General features: G+C 71.2%; 20 protein-coding genes, 1 tRNA gene and 1 pseudogene. 17 read left to right on the forward strand and 5 right to left on the reverse strand.

The window, feature by feature from the left end:
* The first annotated feature begins 205 nt into the window (after positions 1–205).
* Positions 206–1,330, forward strand: a complete 1,125-nt coding sequence (locus EJC51_RS28765; RefSeq protein ID WP_126273746.1) for a quinone oxidoreductase family protein — start codon at positions 206–208, stop codon at positions 1,328–1,330.
* Between the two features lie 389 nt (positions 1,331–1,719).
* On the opposite strand, the gene EJC51_RS28770 is transcribed toward EJC51_RS28765, so the two are convergent.
* Together EJC51_RS28770 and EJC51_RS28775 are read right to left on the reverse strand one after the other, a co-directional pair.
* Complete coding sequence (locus tag EJC51_RS28770; protein WP_126273747.1) at positions 1,720–3,066, reverse strand: sensor histidine kinase; 1,347 nt, start codon at positions 3,064–3,066, stop codon at positions 1,720–1,722.
* Positions 3,067–3,197: 131 nt separating this feature from the next.
* Entirely contained in the window at positions 3,198–4,424 is a 1,227-nt protein-coding gene (locus tag EJC51_RS28775) for a sensor histidine kinase (RefSeq protein WP_126273748.1), read from the reverse strand.
* A 228-nt stretch (positions 4,425–4,652) separates the two neighbouring features.
* Between EJC51_RS28775 and EJC51_RS28780 the strand changes: the two genes are divergently transcribed.
* The 13 genes and pseudogenes from EJC51_RS28780 to EJC51_RS47860 all read left to right on the forward strand — a co-directional run bounded on the left by EJC51_RS28780 (position 4,653) and on the right by EJC51_RS47860 (position 17,179).
* Positions 4,653–5,057 (forward strand): NADH-quinone oxidoreductase subunit A, encoded by a 405-nt coding sequence (locus EJC51_RS28780; RefSeq protein WP_097267723.1) that lies wholly within the window; start codon positions 4,653–4,655, stop codon positions 5,055–5,057.
* The gene (locus EJC51_RS28785; RefSeq protein ID WP_126273749.1) at positions 5,048–5,689 is read left to right on the forward strand and encodes an NADH-quinone oxidoreductase subunit B; all 642 of its coding nucleotides are present in this window, start codon (positions 5,048–5,050) and stop codon (positions 5,687–5,689) included. Before EJC51_RS28780 ends, EJC51_RS28785 begins: the two co-directional genes overlap by 10 nt.
* A complete protein-coding gene (locus EJC51_RS28790) occupies positions 5,686–7,533 on the forward strand; it encodes an NADH-quinone oxidoreductase subunit C (RefSeq protein ID WP_126273750.1) in 1,848 nt (615 codons plus the stop codon). Before EJC51_RS28785 ends, EJC51_RS28790 begins: the two co-directional genes overlap by 4 nt.
* Positions 7,530–8,498: a complex I subunit 1/NuoH family protein gene (locus EJC51_RS28795; RefSeq protein ID WP_126273751.1), complete on the forward strand. Its 969-nt coding sequence runs from the start codon at positions 7,530–7,532 to the stop codon at positions 8,496–8,498. Before EJC51_RS28790 ends, EJC51_RS28795 begins: the two co-directional genes overlap by 4 nt.
* Before the next feature lie 2 nt (positions 8,499–8,500).
* Positions 8,501–9,049 carry a NuoI/complex I 23 kDa subunit family protein gene (locus EJC51_RS28800; protein WP_059192945.1) on the forward strand — a complete coding sequence of 183 codons (549 nt, stop codon included), beginning with the start codon at positions 8,501–8,503 and terminating at the stop codon, positions 9,047–9,049.
* Positions 9,046–9,691, forward strand: a pseudogene (locus tag EJC51_RS28805) (NADH-quinone oxidoreductase subunit J family protein); the annotation flags it as partial. The gene EJC51_RS28800 and the pseudogene EJC51_RS28805, both read left to right, overlap by 4 nt.
* Before the next feature lie 244 nt (positions 9,692–9,935).
* Positions 9,936–10,322, forward strand: coding sequence for an NADH-quinone oxidoreductase subunit NuoK (gene nuoK, locus EJC51_RS28810; RefSeq protein WP_126273752.1), 387 nt, complete (start codon positions 9,936–9,938; stop codon positions 10,320–10,322).
* Positions 10,319–12,313 carry an NADH-quinone oxidoreductase subunit 5 family protein gene (locus EJC51_RS28815; RefSeq protein WP_126273753.1) on the forward strand — a complete coding sequence of 665 codons (1,995 nt, stop codon included), beginning with the start codon at positions 10,319–10,321 and terminating at the stop codon, positions 12,311–12,313. Before nuoK ends, EJC51_RS28815 begins: the two co-directional genes overlap by 4 nt.
* Before the next feature lie 6 nt (positions 12,314–12,319).
* Positions 12,320–13,894: an NADH-quinone oxidoreductase subunit M gene (locus EJC51_RS28820; protein ID WP_126273754.1), complete on the forward strand. Its 1,575-nt coding sequence runs from the start codon at positions 12,320–12,322 to the stop codon at positions 13,892–13,894.
* The gene (locus EJC51_RS28825) at positions 13,891–15,402 is read left to right on the forward strand and encodes an NADH-quinone oxidoreductase subunit N (RefSeq protein WP_126273755.1); all 1,512 of its coding nucleotides are present in this window, start codon (positions 13,891–13,893) and stop codon (positions 15,400–15,402) included. Before EJC51_RS28820 ends, EJC51_RS28825 begins: the two co-directional genes overlap by 4 nt.
* A 196-nt stretch (positions 15,403–15,598) precedes the next feature.
* Entirely contained in the window at positions 15,599–16,462 is an 864-nt protein-coding gene (gene htpX / locus EJC51_RS28830; protein ID WP_126273756.1) for a zinc metalloprotease HtpX, read from the forward strand.
* On the forward strand, positions 16,459–16,857 hold the full coding sequence (locus EJC51_RS28835) for a YccF domain-containing protein (RefSeq protein ID WP_126273757.1): 399 nt from the start codon (positions 16,459–16,461) through the stop codon (positions 16,855–16,857). Before htpX ends, EJC51_RS28835 begins: the two co-directional genes overlap by 4 nt.
* A 142-nt stretch (positions 16,858–16,999) precedes the next feature.
* Positions 17,000–17,179, forward strand: coding sequence for a hypothetical protein (locus tag EJC51_RS47860; protein WP_165951200.1), 180 nt, complete (start codon positions 17,000–17,002; stop codon positions 17,177–17,179).
* Between the two features lie 196 nt (positions 17,180–17,375).
* On the opposite strand, the gene EJC51_RS28845 is transcribed toward EJC51_RS47860, so the two are convergent.
* Positions 17,376–18,644 (reverse strand): APC family permease, encoded by a 1,269-nt coding sequence (locus EJC51_RS28845; protein WP_126273759.1) that lies wholly within the window; start codon positions 18,642–18,644, stop codon positions 17,376–17,378.
* A 190-nt stretch (positions 18,645–18,834) separates the two neighbouring features.
* On the opposite strand from EJC51_RS28845, the gene EJC51_RS28850 reads away from it, so the two are divergent.
* On the forward strand, positions 18,835–19,101 hold the full coding sequence (locus EJC51_RS28850) for a GlsB/YeaQ/YmgE family stress response membrane protein (RefSeq protein ID WP_126273760.1): 267 nt from the start codon (positions 18,835–18,837) through the stop codon (positions 19,099–19,101).
* A 100-nt stretch (positions 19,102–19,201) separates the two neighbouring features.
* On the opposite strand, the gene EJC51_RS28855 is transcribed toward EJC51_RS28850, so the two are convergent.
* Entirely contained in the window at positions 19,202–19,690 is a 489-nt protein-coding gene (locus EJC51_RS28855) for a YajQ family cyclic di-GMP-binding protein (protein ID WP_079312080.1), read from the reverse strand.
* A gap of 237 nt (positions 19,691–19,927) precedes the next feature.
* On the opposite strand from EJC51_RS28855, the gene EJC51_RS28860 reads away from it, so the two are divergent.
* Both EJC51_RS28860 and EJC51_RS28865 read left to right on the forward strand, forming a co-directional pair.
* Positions 19,928–20,009 (forward strand) — tRNA-Tyr (locus tag EJC51_RS28860).
* A 137-nt stretch (positions 20,010–20,146) separates the two neighbouring features.
* A complete protein-coding gene (locus tag EJC51_RS28865) occupies positions 20,147–20,359 on the forward strand; it encodes a hypothetical protein (protein ID WP_126273761.1) in 213 nt (70 codons plus the stop codon).
* Positions 20,360–20,453: 94 nt separating this feature from the next.
* Here EJC51_RS28865 and EJC51_RS28870 read toward each other — a convergent pair whose 3' ends face one another.
* On the reverse strand, positions 20,454–21,110 hold the full coding sequence (locus EJC51_RS28870; protein ID WP_126273762.1) for an NAD(P)H-binding protein: 657 nt from the start codon (positions 21,108–21,110) through the stop codon (positions 20,454–20,456).
* Between the last annotated feature and the right edge of the window lie 215 nt (positions 21,111–21,325).

Below are 21,325 nucleotides of genomic sequence, written 5' to 3' on the forward strand. Positions count from 1 at the left end.
GGGATTCGAACCCGATGAACGGCATGTGAAAAGAGCCGAGGCGACCCGCCGGCAGGGAATGCGGGCACGTCAGGAGAGGGTTCGCGCCTACGTAACGGCTGGTCGCCGCGGTCGCCGTGGTTGTTGCGGTTATCGCGGTTATCGCGGTTGTCGAACATCGGGGTGCGAGGCGCCCTGCGAACGAGGGGGAGGCCCTGTGCGGGCGATGGCGTTCAGCAAGACCGGTGGACCGGAGGTACTGCACCTCGTCGACCTCCCCACCCCCACCCCGGGCCCCGGCGAGATCCTCCTCCGCGTCGCGTACGCCGGGGTCAACTACGGGGAGATCCAGCACCGCCTCGGAGACTTCGGCGAGCCGGAGGGGGAGACGGTGACGGGGCTGGAGGCGGCGGGGGTGGTGGCCGCGGTGGGGGAGAGGGCGGCCGGGGAGGTGTCGCCGGGGGCGAGGACCGCGGCGGACGGCTCGGCGGGGGAGAGGGCGGTCGCGGATGTGTCGGTCGGGCAGAGGGCGGCCGCGGATGTGGCGGTCGGGGACAGGGCAGCCGCGGACGTGTCCGTCGGGGACCGGGTCGCCGCGTATCTCCCCGACGGCGGTGGCTACGCCGAGTACGTCGTCGTCCCGGCCGCCTTCGCCTTCCCGCTCCCCGACGCCCTGGACCTGCGCACCGGCGGCGCCGCCGCGCTCGTCCTGACCACGGCGTACGGCGTCCTGGCCGGGGCGGCCCGCCTCGCGCCCGGCGACACGGTCCTGATCCACGCCGCCGCGGGCGGTGTCGGAGGCGTGGCGGCACAGCTGGCCCGGGCGCTGGGGGCGCGGGCGGTGTACGGCACGGTGAGCACGTCGGAAAAGGCCGCGTACGCCCGCGCCGCCTTCGGCTACGACGAGGTCTTCGTCCGGGACGGCTTCCCGGCGGCGGTGACGGCGGCGACCTCGGGCCGCGGTGTCGACGTCGCACTGGACCCGGTGGGCGGGCCGACCCGCCTGGCGAGCCTCGACGTGCTGGCCCCCTTCGGCCGGGTCGCGGTCTACGGGGAGGCGGCCCGCCACCCCGACCTGCACCTCCCGGTCCTCCCGCTCTGGAAGAACAACCGCACCCTGACCGGCTACAACATCGGCGACCTGGCCCGCCGCGCCCCCGAAACCCTGCGCACCCATGCCCTGAACGCGCTGAACCTGGTGGCCGCGGGAGCGGTACGGCTGGACATCACGGAGGAACTCGACCTGACCGACGCGGCGGAGGCCCACCGCCTCCTGGGGGAGGGCCGCAACAGAGGAAAGACGGTCCTGAAAGTGGCCGCATCCACAACCCCGCCGTCCGCCAGAGCCTGACGTCCGCCTCTTCTTCACCGGCCCGCGTCACCAGCCTGTCGCCTTTTCTTCGCCGGCCCCCGCCATCCAGCCCGCCGCCTCTTCTTCGCCGCCCCGCCATCCAGCCCGTAGCCTCTTCTTCGCCGGCCCCCGCCACCCAGCCCGTCGCCTTTTCCTCGCAGGCCCGTGTCACTCAGCCTGTCCGGCGTTTGAGGACGAGGCCCGTTCAGGGCCGAAGCGGGGGTCTGGGGGCGGCAGCCCCCAGGGACGCGGGGTCGAAGGGGCAGCAGCCCCTGGAGGATGGGACGGGTAGGGGCGGCGGGGGCGAGGAAAAGGCCCCGCCAGCCCCGCCAGCCCAACCGACCCAACCGACGCCAACCGACCTTGACCCCTCTCAGCCCCGCCCCCCGTCAGCCCCGCTCCCCCCGCCAAGGCAACTCCGCAGTGATCCGCGTAGGCCCCCCCACCGGCGAATCCACCACCAGAATCCCGTCCACCGCGTCGAGCCGCTCGGTCAACCCCGCCAGCCCCGACCCGCCGGAGGCACTCGCCCCGCCCACCCCGTTGTCCACCACCTGCAACATCAGCCGGTTCTCCACCCGCCACACATCCACGCCCGCCCACGTCGCCCGCGCGTGCTTGCTGATGTTCTGCAGCAGCTCCGACACCGTGAAGTACGCGATCCCCTCGATCGCCGGCGCCGGCCGCTCCACCAGGTCCACCTCCACCTGCACCGGCACCGTGCACCGCGACGCCACCGCCGACAGCGCCGCATCCAGCCCCCGGTCCGTCAGCACCGCCGGATGAATCCCGCGCGCCAGATCCCGCAGCTCCTGCAACGCCGTCTTCACCTCACCGTGCGCCTCGTCCACCATCCGCGCCGCCGCCTGCGGATCCTCCGTCAGCTTCTCCTTCGCCAGCCCCAGATCCATCGCCAGCGCCACCAGCCGGGCCTGCGCCCCGTCGTGCAGGTCGCGCTCGATCCGCCGTAGATCCGCCGCGGCCGTGTCGACCACGACCCCCCGGTCCGACTCCAGCTCCACCACCCGCGTCGCCAGCCGCGAGGGCCCCAGCAGCCCGTGCACCAGCACCCGGTCGACCTGCGTCAGCGCCCGCACGATCCACGGCGTGGCCAGCGTGAACAACAGCCCCACCAACGCCGTCACGCCGATCTCGAAGGGGTTGTCGAGATAGATGTGATGCGTCTCGTCGCCGTACAGCTGAAGCCCGTCCTGCCCGCCGTACGCCGGGAACAGCCAGAACCACAGCGGATACGTCAGCAGCGCCCACCCGTACGCCCAGAAGTTCACCGCGACCACGAACGAGAAGACCGACCACGGCAACTGGATCACCGAGTACAGCAGCGCCCGCCACGAGGCACCGCTCTTCAGCACCGCCCCGATCCAGGCCAGGAACCCGTGCCCCCGCATCCGGAGCGGCTCCGGATCGGCGACCTCCAGGCCCAGTAGCCCGCGGGCCCGCGCCCGCTCCATCGCCCCGAACCCGCGGCACCCGGCCAGCCCCGCCGCCAGCACCGGAACCCCGAGGAACGTCACCAGCAGCCCGGCACCGAGCGCGACCATCGTGACGCCGTACGTGAACAGCAGGATGCTGACCGGCAGGCTGAGCAGCACATATCCGAACTCGCGCCAGGTGCGCCCCTCGAACGGCGCTCGCAGCCCGGCCGGCAGCCGACGCCGCCGCGGCTCCTCGAAGAACCCGTAGCTCTGTCCGCTCTGTCCGTAATCCGTGGCCATCGACGTCGTCCTTCTCTCGTCCCGCGTCCCGTGCCTGGGTGTCGTACCGGTTGCCTGTCGTATCTCCACCCTGCTCGACCGCAGGTCAGCGGACCATGGAGTTCATCGGCGTCTTGGGAGGGGGGTTTTCCCTACCCCCGCCGCGCGTCCTGAGCCGACCGGTCCCGCCACGGCAGCTCCGCCGTCACCGTCGTGGGCCCGCCCTCCGGCGAGTCGATGACGAACAACCCGTCGACCGCGTCCAGCCGCTCCGCGAGCCCCCGCATACCGGTGCCGCCGTCGAGCCGGGCGCCACCCCGGCCGTCGTCCCACACCTGGATCAGCAACCGGTCGCCCGACCGCCACACCTCCACCGACGCCGACCTCGCCCCACTGTGCTTGCTGATGTTCTGCAGCAGCTCGGAGACGGTGAAGTAGGCGATGCCCTCGATCGCCGCGGCCGGCCGGGAGTCCAGGTCGGCGGTCACCTTCACCGGCACCGTGCACCGCGACGCCACCGACGACAGCGCCGCGTCCAGCCCCCGGTCGGTCAGCACCGCCGGATGGATCCCGCGCGCCAGATCCCGCAGCTCCTGCAACGCCAGCTTCACCTCGCCGTGCGCCTCCGCGACCATCGCCTGCGCGTACTCCGGGTCCTCCAGCAGCTTCTCCTTCGCCAGCCCCAGCCCCATGGCGAGGTTGACCAGCCGGGCCTGCGCCCCGTCGTGCAGATCCCGCTCGATCCGCCGCAGATCCGCCGCGGCCGTATCGACCACGACTCCTCGGTCCGATTCCAGTTCCGCGATACGACGTTCCAGCTCGTCCGACGGCGACAGCAGCCCCCGCACCATCGCCCGGTCGGCGTTGGTCAGCCCCCGCGCCAGGTACGGCAGCACCGGCCACAGCACGAACAGCGACGTCAGCGTGACGGTGAAGGTGAGAATGCCCCAGGGCAGCCGGATGAAGTTGTACAGGGTCGTCCGCCAGCCCACCGGGTCCTTCACCCTCATCCACAGCTTCTGGACGAAGCCCGCGTTCCGGCTCCGCAGCGGCAACGGACTCGGCTCGTCGATCCGCACCCCGAGCAGCGCCCGGGCCCGCCGCCGCTCCAGCCTCCCCAGCCTCCGCGTCCCCATCAGCCCGACCGCCAGCAACGGGAAGCCGACCACCGTCACGGCCAGCCAGAAGCCGGTGAACAGCACCGTCGTCACATAGACGAACCCGACCAACGCCACCGGAAGGTTCAGCAGGAGATGCGCGATCTCCTTCCAGGTGTGCGCGTCATAGGCGAACCGGACGGGCGGCAGGGGCTCGGGCCGGCCGTCGAAGGCGTCGTCCCGGTAGGTCGTGGCCGGTGAAGGGCTGGGGCGTTCGGTCATATGGGTTAGCGTGCCGCGCGGCGCGCCGCGGCGCCATGAGGCGGACCGCCGCGCCACCCGGGGGAAAACCCCACCCTGTCCCCCTTCGTCTCCTCTTCCTCTCTCCCTTCCTCTCCCATACGGGCATCTCAAGCAGTGACGGGCTGCTTACGCGCTCTTTAGCAGGCCCTAGACTCCCGTGCGTACAGATCGTCGAACGGCGTTGATCACAGGGAGCGAGGGGCGGACGTGCGAGAACCGACCACTGTCGCCGCGTCGGACTACTCGGACTACTTCCAGTCGTACTCGGTCGTCGGGCTGCTCGCCGTCGTCGGCGTGCTGTTCGTCGCGGTCGCCTTCGGCGCCGGACGACTGCTGCGCCCGGTGGTCCCCACCCCCGAGAAACTCCTGACGTACGAGTGCGGCGTCGACCCCGTCGGCGAGGGCTGGGCCCACACCCAGGTCCGCTACTACGTCTACGCCTTCCTCTACGTCATCTTCGCCGTCGACTCGATCTTCCTGTTCCCCTGGGCCACGATCTTCGCCGCCCCCGGCTACGGCGCCACCACCCTCGTCGAGATGTTCATCTTCCTCGGCTTCCTGGCCGTGGGCCTGCTGTACGCCTACAAGAAGGGCGTCCTGACATGGACGTGACGCCGGACGTGACTTCCGCCCCGACTCCCGACCCGACCTCGCCGGAACCGGTGCTGCTCCCGGAGCCCAAGCGCCTCGGCGCCCTCGCCCGCCTGGCTCCCGAGCCGATGAAGGTGGTCCTCAACTGGGGCCGCCGCTACTCGCTCTGGGTCTTCAACTTCGGCCTCGCCTGCTGCGCCATCGAGTTCATCGCCGCGTCGATGGCCCGCCACGACTTCATCCGCCTCGGCGTGATCCCCTTCGCGCCGGGCCCGAGGCAGGCCGACCTCATGGTGGTGTCGGGCACGGTGACGGACAAGATGGCCCCCGCCGTGAAGCGCCTGTACGAACAGATGCCGGAACCCAAGTACGTCATCTCCTTCGGCGCCTGCTCCAACTGCGGCGGCCCCTACTGGGACTCCTACTCCGTCACCAAGGGCGTCGACCAGATCATCCCGGTCGACGTCTACGTCCCCGGCTGCCCGCCCCGCCCCGAGGCCCTCCTCCAGGGCATCCTCAAGCTCCAGGAGAAGATCGCCCGCGAGTCGCTGGGGGAGCGCTACGGCAACGGCACCCCCGCCCGCCCCTCCCCGGCCGCCCTCCAGAGCGGCCTGCTGAAGGCCCCCTCTCCCACCCCGGGGGAGGAACGATGACCACGACCGGCTGGCTCCCCGCCCCCACCGACGAACTCTTCGGCCCCGACGCCACCGCCGAGGAGTCCTACGACGTCCTCACCGTCGACGTCCCTCCGACTGCCTGGATCACGGCCCTCCAGACGGCCCGCGACGACCTGGGCTGCACCTACTTCGACTGGCTCAGCGCGGTCGACGAACCCGGCACCGGCTTCCGCGTCGCCGCCCACCTCGCCGCCCTCTCCCCGGTACGCCGCCTCCTCCTGCGTACGACGGTCCCGCACGAGTCCCCGACCCTGCCGACCGCCGTCCACGTCTTCGCCGGCGCCGCCTGGCACGAACGCGAGACGCACGAAATGTTCGGCGTCGTCTTCGAGGGCCACCCGGCCCTGGACCACCTCCTCCTTCCGGAAACCTTCGAAGGCCACCCCCTCCGCAAGGACTTCGTCCTCGCCGCCCGCGTCGCCAAGGCCTGGCCCGGCGCGAAGGAACCGGGCGAGTCGGACCACGGCGGCCCCAAGCGCCGCCAGATGCTCCCCCCAGGCGTCCCCGACCCCAACGACTGGGGCCCCCAAAAGGGCCAACTCCCGCCCGCCCCAACCCGCCCCACCCGCACAGCCGGCACACGGACAACGCCCGAACGCCCCACCCGCCGAACCCGCACGACATCAGAGGGCTCGGCAACCCAGACGGAGGGCACGCGCGCGCCGAGCACTCCGCCTACCACTCCGGCTGCCGGCCCGCGCCGGTCGCGTTCGGCGGCGGAGGGTTCGGCGAGTCAGGTGGAGGGGTCGGCGGTGCCGGGGGCTTCGGCTGCGGGTCCGCGTCGGTCGCGTTCGGCGGCGGAGGGTTCGGCGAGTCAGGTGGAGGGGTCGGCGGTGCCGGGGGCTTCGGCTGCGGGTCCGCGTCGGTCGCGTTCGGCGGCGGAGGGTTCGGCGAGCCAGACGGAGACGTCGGCTGTGCCGGGTACCGCGCCAGCTGGTCCGCGCCGGTCGCGTACAGCGGACCAGGGCTCGGCGAGCCAAACGGCAGCCGGCGGTGCCGACACTCCGAGCGAGAGCTCGGTCACCGACGCCCCAGCCACCGACGCCCCAGCCACCGACGCCGCAGCCACCGACGCCCCGGGCGCCGGCGCCCTGGGCGCCGGTTCTGGCGCCGTCCCCAATGGTCCGCGTCGCTCCCGCAGCGCCTCCGAAGGCTCCGCGAGCCAACACCCCGCACCTGGCACCACGCCCTCCGGCACCACACCGGCCGACGAACCGACCCCGGCCGCCACGCCCCCGAAGCCCACCTCGCGCGCTCCCCGCAGCGCCGACGCCCCGTGGCACCACGCCCGCCCAGCCTTCGACGAACCCGAATCCGGACGGGCTGCCGAGTCCAACACCGGGGCCGGGAGGGACGCGGAGCCGGGGACGGACGCCGGGCGGGAAACCGACGCCGAGCAGCGGTCGGGGACTGAACCGCGCCCTGAGCCCGACACCGACCCGCGTCCGGGGTCCGAGGCCGAGCCGCGTCCGGGGACCGACACCGAACCGCGCCCTGAGCCCGACGCCGAACCGCGTCCGGAGTCCGAGGCCGAGCCGCGTCCGGAGTCCGAGCCCGGTCCAGGCCCCGAGGCCCAGGCCGATCAGACCTCCGCCCCCGAAGCGGCGCCTGAAGCGCTGGAGGCACCCGGCACCTCCGTCGGCGACTCCGAGCCTCCCGGCCACCCCGCGTCTTCCGGCGCCCCCGAGTCTCCCGGGACCACCGAGGTCCCCGAGACTCCCGCCAGGCCCGGTGCCCCTGACGCCCCTGGTTCCCGCAACGCCTGCAACACCCCCAACGCCCGCAACACCCCCGAAGACCCCGCAGGAGGCCCGCAGTGAACGACGCTCTCGACGTCGCCCTGCGACTCCTGATCGTCTTCGTCGTCTTCCTCACCTTCCCCCTGATCGTCGGCCAGACCGAGCACAAGGTCATGGCCCACATGCAGGGCCGCCTCGGTCCCATGTACGCCGGCGGCTTCCACGGCTGGGCCCAACTCGTCGCGGACGGCGTGAAGTTCGCGCAGAAGGAAGACGTCGTACCCGCGGGCGCCGACCGCCGCATCTTCCAACTCGCCCCCGCCGTAGCCCTCCTGCCCTACCTCCTGGTCCTCCTGGCCATCCCCATCGGCCCCGGCGAGGGCGCCGTCGGCGAGGTCATCGACGCCGGCATCTTCTTCGTCCTGGCCGTCATGGGCGTAGGCGTCCTCGGCTCCCTCATGGCCGGCTGGGCCTCCGCCAACAAGTTCTCCCTCCTCGGCGGCCTCCGCACCGCCGCTCAGCTCCTCGCCTACGAACTCCCGATGCTGCTGACCGCCGCCTCCGTCGCGATGGCGGCCGGCACGGTCTCCCTCCCCGGCATCGTCGACGCCTTCGAGTGGTGGTGGCTGCCCTGGCAGATCGTCGGCGCGATCGTCTTCTTCATCGCCGGCCTCGCCGAACTCCAGCGCCCGCCCTTCGACATGCCCGTCGCCGACTCGGAGATCATCTTCGGCGCGTACACGGAGTACACCGGCCTCCGCTTCGCCCTGTTCCTCCTCGCCGAGTACGCCGGGATCATCGTCCTGTGCGGCCTGACCAGCGTCCTCTTCCTGGGCGGCTGGCACGGCCCCTGGGGCGCCGACGGCCTCGGCTGGGTGTGGACCCTCCTGAAGACGGCCGTCCTCGCCTTCGTCGTGATCTGGCTCCGCGTGACCTACCCCCGTCTCCGCGAGGACCAGCTCCAGAAGTTCTCCTGGACCCTCCTCGTCCCCCTTTCTCTCGCCCAGATCGCCCTCACCGGCATCGTCAAGGTGGTGATCCAGTAACCATGGCCCCCATTCCTGGCAGTGGCCTCGCCAAGGGCCTGGCCGTCACCCTCCGCACGATGACGAAGAAGACCGTCACCGAGCAGTACCCCGACGTCCAGCCCGACCTCCCGCCCCGCACGCGCGGCGTCATCGGCCTGTTCGAGGAGAACTGCACGGTCTGCATGCTCTGCGCCCGGGAGTGCCCGGACTGGTGCATCTACATCGACTCCCACAAGGAGACGGTCCCGCCCGCCGCCCCCGGTGGCCGCGAGCGCAGCCGCAACGTTCTCGACCGCTTCGCCATCGACTTCTCCCTGTGCATGTACTGCGGTATCTGCATCGAGGTCTGTCCTTTCGACGCCCTGTTCTGGTCCCCGGAGTTCGAGTACGCCGAGACCGACATCCGCGACCTCACCCACGAGCGCGACAAGCTCCGCGAGTGGATGTGGACCGTCCCGGCCCCGCCGGCCCTCGACCCCGCCGCCGAGGAGCCGAAGGAGATCGCCGCCGCCCGCAAGACCGCCGAGAAGCTGGCCGCCCAGGCGGAACAGCAGGAGGGAGAGTCGTGAGCCTCGCCGCCGAAACCCATGGCTTCCTCTCCCCGGCCGGTGTGGAGATCGCCTTCCTCCTCGTCGGCCTGGTGACCTTCGGCGCCGCCCTCGTCACCGTCACCACCCGGCAGTTGGTCCACGCCGCCCTGTGGCTGGTCGTGGCCCTCGGGGGTCTCGCCGTCGAATACCTCCTTCTCACGGCCGAGTTCATCGCCTGGGTGCAGGTCCTCATCTACGTCGGTTCCGTCGTCGTGCTCCTCCTCTTCGGTCTGATGCTCACCAAGGCCCCCATCGGCCGCTCCCCGGACGCCGACTCCGGCAACCGCTGGGCCGCCCTCACGGTCGCCGTCGCCTCGGCCGCCGCCCTGATCTGGGTCGTCGTCGACGCCTTCCGCACGACCTGGATCGATCTGGACGGCCCCGCCGCCGGCTCGACGGAGGCCACCGGAGCGAGCCTCTTCCAGAACTGGGTGCTCCCCTTCGAGGCCCTCTCCGTCCTGCTCCTCGCGGCGCTGGTCGGCGCGATCGTCCTGTCCCGCAAGGCGCAGGCGGAGTCGGCCTCGCCCCCTGTGAACTCCCGGCCCGTGTCCGGTGGTTCCCCATCCGTCCCGGATTCCCGCAATCACCCGATCCGGCGAAAAGAGCCGGTCACGGGAACTCGGGCCACCGCAGGCGCTGAATCCACCATCGGCCCCGGATCCACCACGGCTACTGGATCCACGCCAGGCATCGGATCCACCGCGGCCACGGGGACCACAGCAGGCACGGGACCCGCCGCAGGCACGGGACCCGCCACAGGAGCTGAGCCCGTCGGCGGAGCCAAGCCGGCCACAGGAGCCGAGCCCGCCGCCGGAACCAAGCCGGGCACGGCAGCCGAGTCGGCCGAGCAGGAAGGCGCCCGCTGATGCACCTCGCCTATCCCGCCGTACTCTCCGCCCTCCTCTTCTGCACCGGCCTGTACGGCGTCCTCGCCCGCCGCAACGCGATCCTGGTCCTGATGTCGGTCGAGCTGATGCTCAACGCCGTCAACCTCAACCTCGTCGCCTTCGACGTCTGGCTCAGCCGGACCGCCGAGGAGACCCTGCACTCCGGCCAGGCCCTGACCCTGTTCACCATCGCCATCGCCGCCGCCGAGATCGGCATCGGCCTGGCGATCGTCCTCGCCGTCTACCGCAACCGCGGCACCTCGGACATCGACAAGCTCCGCGACACCGCCGAGGGCCACGAGCCCGAAGGCCCCGACTCCGACGGCGACGCCACCGCGGCCGAGAAGGCTGAGGCCACCGCGTGACCACCACCACCCTCGCCGTCCTCGTCCCCCTCCTTCCGTTCCTCGGCGCGGCCATCGGCCTGCTCCTGGGGCGCACGGCCCCCGGGTTCGTCCGCCCGCTCGCGGTACTGCCGACGCTCGCCTCCCTCGTACTGGCCGCGATCGTCGCCGTACGCCAGGGCGGGGACGAGGCGGTGAACGCCGCCACCGAGCTCACGCCCACCGGCTCGGTCCCGATCGAACTCGCCCTGCACATCGACGGCTTCGCCGCCCTCGTCGCCGTCCTGGTCGGCCTCGTCGCGAGCTGTGTGCAGATCTACTCGACCGGCTATCTGCGCGACGACCCGCGCTACCCGTCGTACGCGGCTCTGGTCTCCCTCTTCACCTCCGCGATGCTCCTCGTCGTCTACTCCGGCGACCTGATGGTGCTGCTGGTGGGCTGGGAGGTCATGGGCATCTGCTCGTACTTCCTGGTCGGCCACTACTGGGAGACCCCGGAGGCCCGAGCCGCCTCCATCAAGGCCTTCCTGGTCACCAAGCTCGGCGACGTCCCCTTCCTCATCGGCCTGTTCGCGCTGGCCACCGACGCCGGGTCGTTCCGCATCACGAAGGTGCTCGGTGCCGTCGCGAGCGGGGGACTGGACCACCCGACCCTGATCGCCCTGCTGCTTCTCGCGGGCGTGGCCGGAAAGTCGGCGCAGTTCCCGCTGCACACCTGGCTCCCGGACGCGATGGCGGGCCCCACGCCCGTCTCCGCGCTGATCCACGCCGCGACGATGGTGGCCGCCGGCGTCTACTTCGTCGCCCGTCTCCTCCCCGTCTTCGAGGCCTCGCAGGCCGCGATGGTCGTCCTCGCCGTCATGGCAGCCGTGACGATGACGGGCTCGGCGCTCGCCGCGCTCGCCCAGGACGACATCAAGCGCGTGCTCGCCTACTCGACCATCGGCCAGCTCGGCTACATGACCGGCGCCCTCGCCGTCGGCGACCGCGGTGCCGCCGTCTTCCACCTCCTGTCGCACGGGGCCTTCAAGGCGCTGCTGTTCCTCGCGGCGGGCGTGATCATCCACGCCGCAGGCACCAACTCACTGGCCGCCATGTCCCGCATGGGCCATCTGCGCGACCGCGTGCCCGACGCCTACTGGACGATGACCGTGGCGCTCCTCGCGCTCGCCGCGATCCCGCCGTTCAGCGGTTTCTTCTCCAAGGAGTCCGTCCTCGGCGCCGCCGAGCACGTCGCCACCGGCCACACCGAGCACGCCCCCGGCGCGGCGGGCTGGGTCGTCCTCGTCGCCGGCCTGCTCACGGCCCTGCTCACCGCGGCCTACGCGGCGCGCCTGTGGCTGCTGGCCTTCCGCGGCCAGGGCGCCGAGGCCCCCGACCACGGCCGCCAGCCCCTCACCATGAACGTGGTCCTCTGGGTGCTCGCCGTCCCGTCCCTCGCCGTCGGCGGACTCGCCTACCGGGTGCTCCCCGACTGGTTCGACGGCCGCGACCTGACCCCGACCCTCACCACGTCCGTCGTCGGTACGGGCGTCGCCCTGGTCGGCGGCATCGTCACCTACGCCGCCTGGCGGCACACCACCGCGCTCGCGGCCCGCGTGCCGCTGGGCGCGGTCGCCGCCCACCCGGAGGGCGACGCCGGCCTCGTCGAGGCCGAGGCCATCGCCAGCCACGAGCCGGCGTACGGGGACATCGCCTACGCGCCCGACCCCGCCGATCCCGGCCGGCTTCTGCTCGGTCCGCTGCACCGGCACGCGGCCGTCGGCTTCCACCTCGACGCCGTCTACTCGGCCCTCTTCGTCCGCCCGGTCCTGGCCGGCGCCACGCTCGTCCGGTTCCTCGACCGCGAGGTCGTCGAGACGTACGTGCGCGGCGCGGGGGCCACGCCCCGGGCGCTTGGCTGGGCCGTACGGCGGGCCCAGACCGGCAATGTGCAGACCTATGTGAGCGCGCTGCTCGCCGGCACCGTCGTCCTGGTGGTCGCCGCAGTCCTCGTCGCCACGGGAGCGTGAGCAGGCGTGATCGATATCAACGAGTCCGTGATGCAGTTCCTTCTTGCGTTCGTCGTCGTCGGCCCGCTCCTCGGTGCCGTCGCCGCTCTGCTGCCCGCCCCGCCCGGGCTGAAGGGGAAGTCACCCGAGCAGGCCGTGCTCCGGCACGGTGTGACGGTGACCGGCGCGATTCTCGTCGCCGCGATCGTCCTCGCGCTCGGCTTCGACCACGACCATCCGTCGAAGATGCAGGCCACGACCGACATCAGCTGGATCCCCGCACTCGACGTGCGCATCCACCTCGGCATCGACGGCATCTCCCTCCCCCTTCTGGTCCTGACCGCGCTGCTGACCTTCCTCTGCGCGCTCTACTCGTACTTCAAGATGCCTGCGGGCCCCACCCCGAAGGCCTTCGTCGCACTGCTGCTCGTCCTCGAGTCCGGCACCCTCGCGACCTTCGCCGTCCTCGATCTGCTGCTGTTCTTCCTGGCGTTCGAGATGGTGCTCATCCCGATGTACTTCCTCATCGCCCGCTGGGGCGGCGAGGGCAGGACCGCGGCCGCCTGGCGCTTCATCCTGTACACGCTGCTCGGTTCGGTCGTCATGCTGCTGGGCCTGCTCTTGATCGGAATCAAGGCGGGCACGTTCGACATGGTGGCACTCGCCACTGACAACGGCCGGTCGCTGACCACATCCGTGCAGGTCATCGCCGTATTGGCGATCGGTCTCGGGCTCGCGGTCAAGACGCCGATGTGGCCGCTGCACAGCTGGCTGCCCGACGCCCACACCGCCGCGCCGACCGTCGGCTCGGTTCTGCTGGCCGGCGTCCTGCTGAAGATGGGCACGTACGGGTTCGTCCGGATCCTGCTGCCGATCGCCCCCGACGGCTTCGCCGACTTCGCGCCCTATCTCGCCGCCTTCGCCGTGGTCGGGATCATCTACGGGTCCCTGGCCTGCCTGGCCCTCGCCAAACAGGGCGCGAAGGGCGACCTCAAGCGCCTCATCGCCTACTCCTCCGTCGGCCACATGGGCTTCGTCCTCCTCGGCATCGCCACCATGACCCCGACCGGCGTGAACGGCGCCCTGTTCGCCAACATCGCCCACGGCCTCATCACCGGCCTGCTCTTCTTCTTGGTCGGCGCCCTCAAGGACCGCACGGGCACCACCGACCTCGACACCCTCGCCGAACAGACCGGCGCCGCGCTCTACGGCAAGGCCCCGCGCCTCGGCGGCCTGCTCGCGTTCGCCGCGGTCGCCTCCCTCGGCCTGCCCGGCCTCGCCGGATTCTGGGGCGAGATGCTGGCCCTGTTCGGCGCGTTCGACCCCGCCGACGACCTCAGCCGCCCCGCCTTCCTCACCTTCATGGCGATCGCGGCCTTCGGCACCCTCCTCACGGCCGCCTACCTCCTCGCCGTGGTCCGCCGCGTCTGCATGGGCGCCGTACCGCAGGACGCGCCGAAGCTCGCCGACGTCCAGACGTACGAGTTCGCCGCCTGGACGCCGCTCGTCGCCCTCACCGTCGTAGCCGGCCTGTGGCCCAAGGCCCTCCTGGGCCTGACCGACCCGGCCGTGCAGCAGCTCCTCGCAGGAGGCACCCGATGAGCTCCCTGGCCGCGAACCTCGTCCAGTCGGTCGACTGGCTCGCCATCGCACCGCCCACCATCACGGCGGTCGTCGGCCTCGTCGTCCTCGTAGCGGATCTCTTCGTCGGTGACGCGAAGAAGGCACTGCTCGGCTGGCTGTCCGTCGCGGGCCTGGCCGCCTCGGCGCTCATGCTGCTGCCCCTCCTGGACGGCGACCGAGCCACCCTCTGCCTGTCCGGCGAAGCCGACGTCTGCAGCTACACCGCGGACCGCTTCACCCTCGTCCTCCAGCTCCTGGTGCTCGGCGGAGCACTGCTGGCCGCCCTCCTGTCGGTCACGGCCCTCAAGGACGCCGACAAGGGACTCCCCGAAGGGGAGTACTGGTTCCTGCTGCTCTCCTCCGCCGCCGGTGCCGCCCTCCTGCCCGCCTCCCGCGACCTGGCCACCCTGATCGTCGCCCTGGAAGTCGCCTCCTTGCCGGCGTTCGCCCTCGTGGGCCTGCGCCAAGGTGACCGCAAGTCCTCGGAAGCGGCCCTCAAGTTCTTCCTGTCCTCGGTCACCGCGACCGCGGTCAGCCTCATGGGCATCAGCTTCGTGTACGCCTCCACGGGCACCCTCTACCTCACCCAGATCGCCGACCGCGTCCAGCACGTCGACGGCCAGCTCCACACCCTCACCCAGACCGGCGTGGTCCTCACCCTCATCGGCTTCGCCTTCAAGACGGCCGCCGTGCCCTTCCACTTCTGGGTTCCGGACACCTATGTAGGAGCCCCGCTTCCGATCGCCGCCTACTTGTCGGTCGTCGGCAAGGCGGTCGGCTTCTCCGGCCTGATCCTCCTCACCGTCGTCGCCCTGCCCTCGTACGCTGATGTCTGGGGCCCGGCGCTGGCCGCGCTGGCCGCCCTCACCATGACCGTCGGAAACGTCGGCGCCCTCCGACAGCAGGCCACGCGCGCGTACAGCGCCGTACGCCTCCTCGCCTGGTCCTCCGTCGGCCAGGCCGGCTACCTCCTGGTGCCGATCGCCGCGGCCGCCTACTCCGACGACGCCGAGCACTCCATCGGTTCCACCGTCGCCTACGCCCTCATGTACGCCGCCGTGAACCTCGGTGCCTTCGCGGTGGCCGCACTGGTGGGCCGTACGAAGTCCCGCAACCGCGTCAGCGACTACCGGGGCCTCTACGCCACCAACCCCCTCGCCGCGCTCCTCCTGGCGTTCTTCCTGCTGTGCCTCGCCGGACTCCCGCCGGGCATCATCGGCCTCTTCGCCAAGGTCACCGTCTTCTCCGCCGCCGTCGACGCCGGCCTCGGCTGGCTCGCGGTCGTCATGGCCGCCAACGTAGTGATCGCGCTGTACTACTACCTCCAGTGGACGGCACTGCTGTTCCGCGCGCCCGAGGGCGAAGCCGTACGCCACAAGGTCCCCGCGCCCCTCACCGCCGCACTCGCCCTCACCGGCGTCCTCGGCCTCGCCCTGTCGGGCGCTCCCCAACTGGTCCTGCGCTTCGCCGACACCGGACTCTTCTGAGGGCACCCACCACCGCACGACCAGGCCGCTTCCGGGCCCTCACCCGGACGGCTCACACCCCGCCCCGCACGCACAAGGGAACTAGCGGCTCTCGCCTGGCGTTGACCAGAACGGGAGGGTCCACTGGACCTACACCAGAAGGACCGCAGATCAGCAAGCAAAGGGTTCCCCTGCTGCACGACTTGGAGGGCGTACCGTGCACCGCCGGCACAACGGGCTCAGGACCGCAGTACTCCTCGGGGGACTGTCCGCACTCATCATCGTCATCGGCAGCTTCTTCGGCCGTATGGGGCTCGTGATCGCGGTCCTGGTCGCTCTGGGGACCAACGCGTACGCGTACTGGAACAGCGACAAGCTGGCGCTACGCGCGATGCGCGCCCGCCCTGTCAGCGAGTTCGAGGCCCCCGCGCTGTACCGCATGGTCCGAGAGCTCTCCACCCAAGCCCGTCAACCCATGCCGCGCCTGTACATCTCCCCGACAGAGGCGCCGAACGCGTTCGCGACGGGCCGCAACCCGCGCAACGCCGCGGTCTGCTGCACCGAGGGAATCATGCGCATCCTCGACGAGCGCGAACTGCGCGGCGTCATCGGCCACGAACTCAGTCACGTCTACAACCGCGACATCCTGATCTCCTCGGTCGCCGGCGCCCTCGCCTCCGTGATCATGTTCCTGGTCAACTTCGCCTGGCTGATCCCGGTCGGCCGCTCCAACGACGACGACGGCCCCGGCATCTTCGGCATGCTGCTCATCATGATCCTGGGCCCGCTCGCCGCGAGCCTCATCCAACTGGCCATCAGCCGCTCCCGCGAATACGAGGCCGACGCCTCCGGCGCCCAACTCACCGGGGACCCCCTGGCTCTGGCCAGCGCGCTGCGCAAGCTCGAGATCGGCACGAAGCAGCTGCCGCTGCCCCCGGAGCCCCGCATCGAGACCGCGAGCCACATGATGATCGCGAACCCCTTCCGCCCGGGCCAGGGATTCTCGAAGATGTTCTCCACGCACCCGCCGATGGCGGAACGCATTGCCCGCCTCGAGAAGATGGCAGGTCGCCAACAGTGAAGACAATCCTGAACGTCATATGGCTCGTCCTGAGCGGCTTCTGGCTGTTCCTCGGCTATCTCGTGGCCGGCGTGCTGCTGTGCGTCACGATCATCGGCATCCCCTTCGGCATCGCGGCCTTCCGTATCGGCATCTACGCCCTGTGGCCCTTCGGGTACACGACGGTCGAGCGCCGCGACGCCGGCGCCCCGTCCTGCATCGGCAACGTGCTGTGGCTGATCCTGGCGGGCTGGTGGCTGGCTCTCGGCCACATCATCACCGGACTCCTGCTGTGCGTCACGATCATCGGCATCCCGTTCGGCATCGCCAACTTCAAGCTGATCCCGGTGTCGTTGTTCCCGCTGGGCCGCGAAATCGTCTCGACCGACAGGCCGTTCGCGTCGTCGGGCTGGTAGGACTCCCGGAGACTGCGGCCGTTGCCCACGGTCCAGCGGTTGCCCACGGTCCAGCGGTTGTCCACGGTCCAGCGGTTGTCCACAGTCTGACGGTTGTCCACAGGCCGCCCCGATTGTCAGTGCCCGCCTGCATCATGAACACATGACCGCGCACGAGCAGGTGCGGGCACAGGGGGCAGCCAGGATGTGCAACGCCCGCCTGTGGGCCCGCACTCCACCAGAGATCGAGGACCGCAGCCGCCAGAGCCACGGCCGCCGCACCGAGCCGAGGCAGCCGCGCCCCGTGGACATATCCGGCGACTCACGCCTTCGTACGGCCTGAGATACATCCGGCCGACGCCGACGCCGACGCCGACGCCGACATCCACATCGACGCCGACGCCGACGCCGACATCCACATCGACACAGGCACCCGCACCCGCACCGACGTCCATACGGCGCCAACCCCGCCACTGCGCCGAACGCCGGTCCAGAGCCACGTCCTTCGGAGCGTCAGCCGTCCTCGCCGACCGACCGCCCTACCGCGACGCCCCGCCCACCCGTCGCCGCACTCCGTACGCCACCACACCCACAACCAGCACACCCGCGCCCGCGACCACCGACACCCCCGGCAACGCGAACGCGAGCACCACGCACCCGAGAAGCCCCACCGCCGGCACCGCCCGCCTCGCCGGAGCCGAATCGAGTGTCCAGGCCGAGGCGTTGGCCACCGCGTAGTACGCCAGCACCCCGAAGGAGGAGAACCCGATAGCGCCCCGCACGTCCACCGTGGCGGCCAGCACCGCGACCACCGCGCCCACGGCCAGCTCCGCCCGGTGCGGCACCTGGAAACGCGGGTGCACAGCCGCCAGAGCGCCGGGCAGATGCCGGTCACGTGCCATGGCCAGCGTCGTCCGTGAGACACCCAGGATCAGAGCGAGCAGCGAGCCCAGCGCGGCCACGGCAGCGCCAACCCGGACCACCGGCACCAGGCCCGGCACCCCGGCCGCCCGCACGGCGTCGGTCAGCGGTGCACCGGCCTGCCCGAGACCTTCGGTCCCCAGCACGGAAAGGACAGCCACCGCCACACACGCGTACACGGCCAGCGCGATCCCCAGAGCCAGCGGGATCGCGCGGGGGATGGTGCGCGCGGGATCCCGCACTTCCTCCCCGAGGGTCGCGATACGCGCGTACCCCGCGAACGCGAAGAACAGCAGACCGGCGGCCTCCAGCACGCCACCCGCACCGCCGGAGGCCCCGCTGCTCAGCCGCCCGGCATCGGAAACCCCCGACCCCAGGCACGCCACCACGACGGAAGCGAGGACAGCGAGCACGACCGCCACGATCACCCGCGTGAGCAGAGCGGACTTCTGAACACCGCCGTAGTTCACCGCGGTCAGCGCCACGACCGCCGCGACCGCCACGGCGTGCGCCTGCCCCGGCCAGACGTACGCGCCCACGGTGAGCGCCATCGCCGCACAGGAGGCCGTCTTCCCGACCACGAACGACCAGCCCGCGAGATAACCCCAGAAAGGACCGAGCCGCTCCCTCCCGTACACATACGTGCCGCCGGAGGCCGGATACAGCGCGGCCAGCCGGGCCGACGAGGTGGCGTTGCAGTAGGCGACCACCGCGGCGACCGCCAGCCCGACCAACAGCCCGGAACCGGCCGCGCGCGCCGCGGGGCCGAGCGCGGCGAAGATGCCGGCGCCGACCATCGAGCCCAACCCGATGACGACGGCGTCACCCACGCCGAGGGTGCGTCGCAGTTCCGAATCCGAGCCGGAACGGGGTGGGGAAGGTGCCATGCGCCGCACCCTACTGATCAGTGCAACCAACCGGTGCACCCGTGACGTCCTCTTCATCAACACGGCACGAACTCGCGCTGCCGCCGCAGTGGGGACGCACCCGCGCACCCGCCGAGGCGCACAGTCCGACCGGACGTAGATCACAGGGCCGGAACAGTGCAGGCACAGCGCGGAAGGGCAGGTTCAGGGCATGAGCATCATCGGTTGGATCATCCTGGGGCTTCTGGCCGGAGCCATCGCCAAGTTCCTGCTGCCGGGCCGCGACCCGGGCGGCTTCATCGGCACGACCGTCATCGGCATCGCGGGCGCGTTCATCGGCGGCTGGATCTCGGCCCGCTGGCTGGACCACCCGATCACGAAGGACTTCTACGACGGCACGACCTGGGCCGCGGCGATCGGAGGATCTCTCGTGCTCCTGATCGGCTACCGCATCCTGTTCGGCAACTCGCGCGACTGATCCACCCCCGGACCGCAGCCAGCAGGCGAGAAGGGTGGGCACCGGCCAGGTGTCCACCCTTCCTCGTACGACACGGCGCAGACCGTGAACCGGCCGTGGACTACCGGTAGTTCACGAACTGCAGGGCGAAGTCGAAGTCCTTGCCCTTGAGCAGGCTGATGACGGCCTGAAGGTCGTCACGGCTCTTGGAGCTGACGCGCAGCTCGTCGCCCTGGACCTGGGCCTTCACGCCCTTCGGGCCCTCGTCGCGGATGATCTTCGCCACCTTCTTCGCGTTCTCCTGGGAGATGCCCTCCTCGATCGACGCGAAGATCTTGTACTCCTTGCCGGAGAGCTGCGGCTCGCCGGCGTCCAGGGCCTTCAGCGAGATGCCGCGCTTGATCAGCTTGGACTGGAAGACGTCGAGAACGGCCTTCACCCGGTCCTCGGAGTTCGCCTCCATCAGGATCTTGTCGCCGGACCACGAGATGGAGGCGCCGACGCCCTTGAAGTCGTAGCGCTGGGAGATCTCCTTGCCGGTCTGGTTGAGGGCGTTGTCGACCTCCTGCCGCTCGACCTTCGAGACGATGTCGAAACTGGAGTCGGCCATGTCCTGTGGCTCCTTGTATCGGGGTGCGTATCGGGGTGCGTACCGGGTGCGTTTCGGCGTGCGTGGGGCTGCCGCCGAGCCGGGCACAGTTCCCGGGCCGCATCCGGACAAGCCTAGCCACCCGGCGTCCCCCGAGCGCTGATCAATCGGGTGGCGAAGCACCCCTCTCCATCGGGTATTGTTTACGTCGTTGCCACGGAGCACCGCCGAAAAGCGGTTCGAAGGGCAGCAAACCCCGGCGGTGTGCCCGAGCGGCCAAAGGGAGCAGACTGTAAATCTGCCGGCTCAGCCTTCCCAGGTTCGAATCCTGGCGCCGCCACACTGGGGAAGACCCCCTCCAACTGCGGAAACGCAGAGTGGAGGGGGTCTCTTCGTATGCCTGGGCCTTGTGAGGAAGGCGAGTGGTGATGTGCCTCACGATGTGGGGCGAACGCTCGTCCGGGGCACACTGACCCCATGTCCAGCCGTCGCAGAAACTGCCCCGAATGTCAGCGTGAGATCGCCGTGGTCGCCGGGCGCTACGCGCGGCACGACCCGCCCGGGGCCCGGGAGAGCGGCGAACTCACTTCCTGCGCGGGCTCCCGCCGGCACGCTCAACTGGGAGCCGCGCAGCCCGCGTTGGACGGCTACGCCGTTCCCGAGTTCCCCGGGCAGATGCAGCTGTTCTAGCCACGGGCCCGGCCCCGGGCAGCTCCCCAGCTCCCGCACGGCTCCCCGGCTCCGCACATCCCCCTCGGCCCCCGCAGGCGCCGCCTCCCCGCCCTCAGTTCCCGGCCACCGACTTCACCGCCACGGACACCGGCACCGACCCGCCGATCAGTTCCAGGGTCAGGCCGGCCGTCGCCGGCGTCTCCAGCAGCTCGGCCAGGACGGCGGCCACGTCGTCGCGCGGGATCGGGCCACGGCCCGTGTGGGCCTCCAGGCGCACGAGACCGGTGCCGGCGTCGTTCGTCAGCTGGCCGGGGCGCAGGATCGTCCAGTCCAGGGCGTCGAGGCCGCGGACGTACCGGTCGGCCTCGCCCTTGGCCCGCAGATAGACGTCGAAGACGTCGTCGCCCTTGTGCTCGGGATCGGCGCCCATCGACGACACGACCACGTGACGCCGTACGCGAGCCCGGACCGCCGCGTCCGCGAACAGCACCGCGGCGCCCTTGTCCACCGTGTCCTTGCGGGCCACGCCGCTGCCCGGACCCGCGCCCGCCGCGAAGACCGCCGCGTCCGCGCCCTGCAGATGGGCCGCGACCTCCTCGGCGGAGGCCGACTCCAGATCCAGCAGGACCGGTTCGGCACCGGCTTCCCGCAGGGCGTCACCCTGTTCCGCCTTGCGGATGATGCCCGCGACCTCGTGCCCGCGCGCGGCGAGCAGGCGCTCCAGCCGCAACGCGATCTGACCATGACCACCAGCGATGACGATGCGCATGCCTTCGACCGTACGCCCGTACGCCGACATTCGCCGTACGGCCGTGTCCGGCACGCGCCCGCATCAGGCGTACGACCGCGCCGGCCGGGGGAGTTGACCTCCGACCCGGCCGTCACGACGGCACCCGTCGCCCCTCGACCCGGCCGGCCGGCTCGGCACCCGCCGCCACTGCCACTGCCACTGCCACCGCCACCGTCGCCCCTCACGCTCACGCC

Source organism: Streptomyces aquilus (genome assembly GCF_003955715.1).
GTDB classification, from domain to species: domain Bacteria; phylum Actinomycetota; class Actinomycetes; order Streptomycetales; family Streptomycetaceae; genus Streptomyces; species Streptomyces aquilus.